We start from the raw sequence: 4,669 nt of genomic DNA, 5'->3' as shown, positions 1-4,669 counted from the left end.
CCGCGTCACCTTTCCCTGACGGGCCATCCCCCACCCAGCCACGGGTTGAATGTCCCCTCGCGTCCTCCCTTATCTAAGTGCGCCCCAGCATGCTGGGGCGCTTATAGCGGTGGAGGATTCTGGTCGCGCTCCTAGGTCCTGCTGATTATTCGATCCATTAATCGTTGCTGGCAGGGCGGATGGCATCTGCCGTTCCGAGAATAAAGGCCTTTATCTGGTTGATTTCCCGCTCAGTAAGCCGGCCCGTGAAATCTGGCATACCCCGCTCAATGAGAGGTCCGCCAAGGACGAACTGTTCAAGGTGCTCGATTATGGCCGCATTCGAATAGCCCAGGTTGGGGATGTTTCCACCCCGGTCTATGCCGGGAACCCCATGACAGAAAGCGCAGTGGCTGACATAGAGCGCTGTCCCTGCTTCAATGTCTTCTGGGTTATAGTCAACGTCAGACACTAAAGCGTCGAGCTGGTGTTTGGTGAACTCAGGAAATTGAGCCTCTCCATCCAGGGAGAAAGTGTATACCGTACCAGGGATGCTACGCTCTGAGCCACGCTGGAATAGCCCATAAACGCCTCCCCAGCCCACCGCGATTGAGACAAACTGACGACCATCTGCTTCGTAGGTTACGGGCGCTGCAATGGCCCCTGTGCCCAGTGGTGCCTCCCACAGCTTCTCGCCGGTGGTGGCATTGAATGCCATGAAACGAGCATCTGCCGTTCCCTGAAAGACTAGGTTGCCGGCGGTGACTAAGGTGCCGCCATTCCAGGGTGAGGTATGCTCGTAACGCCATATTTCCTCCTGTGCAATAGGATCCCAGGCTAACAGTCGGCCAAAGGGTTGCTCGGAGGGAGGGATTGGGTTGATGTACATACCTACGTTCCAGCCTGTCCCAGACATAGGCTGGCCAGAGTCGACCTCTTCATAGGACCAACTACCCGCTTGCTGAAGGGAGACCGGTACATGTTGTGCGGGGAAGTAGGCTAAACCAGTATCTTTACTATAAGACATAGCATGCCAATTATGGCCACCAAATGGCCCTGGGATAGCGTCAAAGGGCGTATCTTCTGAGCGAGCCTCATGGGTCTCTATGGGACGCCCATCTGGGTCATAGCCAGTGGCCCAATTGACAGGGACAAAATTCTCCGCTGAAAGGAAGTCTCCCGTCTCGCGGTCGATCACAAAGAAGAATCCATTCTTTGGCGCGTGCAGCAACACCTTTCTCTTTTCCCCTTCGTACATGATATCGGCCAGAATAATATCTTGAGCAGAGGTATAGTCCCAGTTATCCCCCGGCGTCTGTTGATAGTGCCAGACGTACTCTCCTGTATCGGGGTTCAGAGCAACGATGGAGGCTAAGAATAGGTTATCCCCGCCTCCTGGGCTGCGCAGTCGGTGTGCCCAGGGAGAACCGTTTCCGGTTCCCACATACATCAGGTTGAGCTCGGGATCGAAGACCATGGAGTGCCAGACGGTGCCGCCGCCACCGGCTTCCCAATAACGACCGCTGGGGTCCCAGGTCTCGGCGGCCATGGCCATGGCCTCATTTTCAAAGGGCTCCGAGGGATCGCCAGGCACTGTGAACCAGCGCCACGCCTCTTCTCCGGTGTCGGCGTCGTAGGCGGTGATATAACCTCGCACCCCATATTCGGCACCCCCGTTGCCGATGATCACCTTTCCATTGAAGACACGTGGAGCACCGGTGATGGTATAAGGCCTTGAGTGATCAATAAGGGTATCGACTTCCCACACCCGCTCGCCACTCTGAGCATTGAGTGCTATCAGCCGACCATCAAAGGAGCCTACAAACACCTTGCCCTCGTAGACGGCAACTCCACGGTTGACCACGTCACAGCAGCCTTTTTCGGCGTAGCTCCGGGGTACTTTGGGGTCATAGACCCAGAGCTTCTCCCCTGTGTGCGCATCGATAGCATGAACGACGCTCCAAGGCGCTGTCACATACATCACTCCATCAACGACAATAGGCGTTGCTTCGACGCCTCGAGTCGATGCTAAGCTGTAAGACCATTCGAGTTTCAGACCATTCACATTACTGTCGTTGATTTGCTCCAGAGGACTGAAGCGTGTCCCTGCATCATCGAAGCCATGAGCTGGCCAATCGTTGCCTGTCTCTCGGTTATTGGCAATTGCAGCATTATCAATGCTGGCCAACTCCTCTACATCTGCTTTACTGGGCAACGTCACGCCTATCGATAGGATACCCAGCAATACACCTGACGCGACTACGCTCATCATTGTTATTTTCATTGTTCTCTTCCTGGCGTTGCTCATTGATCTGAAAACTTCAGAATGCCTTCATCAGCCTAAGGTTGATGCGATGCTCTTCTCTGAATCCATTCTCTACCGAGATATCTCGGCCATAATTGGCGAGTACCTGAACAGTCGGGGTAATGAAATAGCCTGTGCCAATAGTGGCGCTAATAGTTTCAGTTTTGTCCTTCTGCTGCTGGCCATCGACCTCGGTTTCACCGCCATAGGTATAGGAAAGTCCCCCGCGAATATCCCAGGTTGGGGTTAAGTTATGCCGCATATAGCTTTGTAGGTGGTAAAGAGGATCCTGCTCGAGTCTGGAGCTTTCGCTCCCGAAATCGGAGTTCTTTCCATACAGGGTGACATCGGCAGCCAAGTCGAGTGAGAGGGTATCCGTCAGACCCCGGATATATCCGGCCTGGAGCGAGAACTTCCAGCGGTTCTCGCCCATATTAAGGGCTCGGTTACTGTCATAACTGCCGACAGGGACATGCAGGAAGGGCGTGATGCCGAAGTAGTGATTGTCCTCGGGCTCATTGATCAACCAGACCGTAGCCGCCAGGATAGGATCCGCGATGCCATCCGTACTACCCATGGATGCCAGATCATCCTCGGCCTCGATACTGCCGAAGGGGAGGAGGATCTGAGGATCAACGGTATAGCCGCCGATATCCATAAAGTGCACGTACCGGAAAATACTTATATTTGTATCAAGCCCAGCATCTACAGGCACTCTATCGCCATTAGCGTAGAGCTTGTTATTGGTCGCATGCTGGTAATAGAGCATGGCAAGGTTGGTGCCAGCTGGAAGAGCTGTATAGTCGCCTGGGTCTACATCAACGGCATTAGCGCTGGCAGCTGATGCAAGGCCTAGCGCCATGACCAGGGGCTTTAGCAAGCTCCTGGCTATTCCGTCAGGGAGAAAATTGATCATGTTTTTATCCTTATAGTGTCTTGAGGCAGGTCACATCCATCGATGTCCGAAGGCTTCGTGTCAAACGATCATCACAACCGATTTCTGCTCTGTGTAATGCTCGATCAGTGAGTCGCCGAGCTCGCGGCCAATGCCCGACTGTTTGAAGCCGCCGAAGGGCATGCAGGCGTCCAGCAGGTTGTGGCCGTTGACCCAGATACTACCGGCCTCGATTTCTGGTACCAGGCGATTGACCGCCGCAAGATCGTTGGACCAGATGCTGGCGGCCAGACCATAAGGAGAGTCGTTGGCCAGTAACACCAGTTCGTTCAGGTCGCGGAAGGTCTGGACCACGACTACCGGACCGAAGATCTCCTCTTGCACACAGCGGCTTTCCTGGGCCAATCCGGTGATCACCGTTGGCTCGACGAAGTAGCCGATTTCGCTGCCCTTGCCACCGCCGGTGACGATGGTGCCGCCGTCGCTGCGCGCTTGTTCGATATACGCCAGCACCCGGTGCTGCTGTTTGGAGGAGACCAGCGGACCGAGGGTGCTGGTGGGTTCCCAGCCCGGCGCTAGCGTCAGCTGCTGGGCCTGTTCGGCTAGCTTAGTGACGAAGGTATCGTGGATCGACTCATGTACATAGATCCTCGACCCAGCGGTACAGACCTGCCCCTGGTTAAAGAAGATCGCCTGGGCCGCGCCAGCAGCGGCTGTCTCGATATCCGCATCGGCCAGCACCATCACCGGTGACTTGCCACCTAGTTCCAGGGTGGTGCGGGTTAGGTTCTCCATGGCGGAATGCCCGATCTGCTTGCCCACGGGGGTCGATCCGGTGAAGGCCACCTTGTTGATTCCTGGGTGACTGGCCAGCGCTGCCCCAGCGGTGTGCCCCAGACCGGTGACGACGTTGAGAGTGCCAGCTGGAAAACCTACTTGCTCGGCCAGTTCTGCCAGCAACAGGGCGGTGAGCGGGGTGTCCTCGGCGGGCTTTAGCACGATACTGCAGCCGGCAGCTAGGGCCGGAGCGATCTTCCAGGTTGCCATCAGCAGTGGGAAATTCCAGGGAATGATAGCACCCACCACGCCTATGGGCTCGCGGCGAGTGTAGGCGACGATTTGCTTGTCTTCGGGCACGAAGGGCATCGAGGGTGTCATGCTACGACCCTCGATTTTGGTGGCCCAGCCCGCGGTATAACGGATAAAGTCGATGGCTAAAGCTACGTCCATATGCCGCGAAAAGGTCACTGGCTTGCCGTTGTCTAGTGTCTCGAGTAGGGCAAAGTCATCGGCGCGGGCTTCCAGAGCATCGGCGAGATCCAGCAGCAGCTTCTCGCGCTGGGCTGGCCTCGACCTGCGCCAGTCACGGAAGGCCTCCCGGGCAGCTCCGACTGCAGCATCAATATCGGCGGCATCACCCGCCGGAACCCGACTGATCACTTCCGCGGTGGCGGGATTATAGACATCCAGCGTCTGGCCACTAGTGGCGG

Annotated in this window: 3 protein-coding genes; all 3 read right to left on the bottom strand. The window is 56.2% G+C overall.

The window, feature by feature from the left end:
* Positions 1–157: 157 nt before the first annotated feature.
* A complete protein-coding gene (locus INT22_RS16300) occupies positions 158–2,263 on the bottom strand; it encodes a PQQ-dependent dehydrogenase, methanol/ethanol family (RefSeq protein WP_193068570.1) in 2,106 nt (701 codons plus the stop codon).
* A 37-nt stretch (positions 2,264–2,300) separates the two neighbouring features.
* The gene (locus INT22_RS16295) at positions 2,301–3,200 is read right to left on the bottom strand and encodes a transporter (RefSeq protein WP_193068569.1); all 900 of its coding nucleotides are present in this window, start codon (positions 3,198–3,200) and stop codon (positions 2,301–2,303) included.
* A 60-nt stretch (positions 3,201–3,260) separates the two neighbouring features.
* On the bottom strand, positions 3,261–4,669 hold a 1,409-nt coding region (locus INT22_RS16290), incomplete at its 5' end, for an aldehyde dehydrogenase family protein (protein WP_226912826.1).

It is taken from the genome of Halomonas sp. 3D7M (assembly GCF_014897885.1).
GTDB lineage: Bacteria > Pseudomonadota > Gammaproteobacteria > Pseudomonadales > Halomonadaceae > Vreelandella.
Note: the sequence above shows the minus strand (reverse complement) of the source record. Positions and strands in the feature narration are given on the sequence as shown.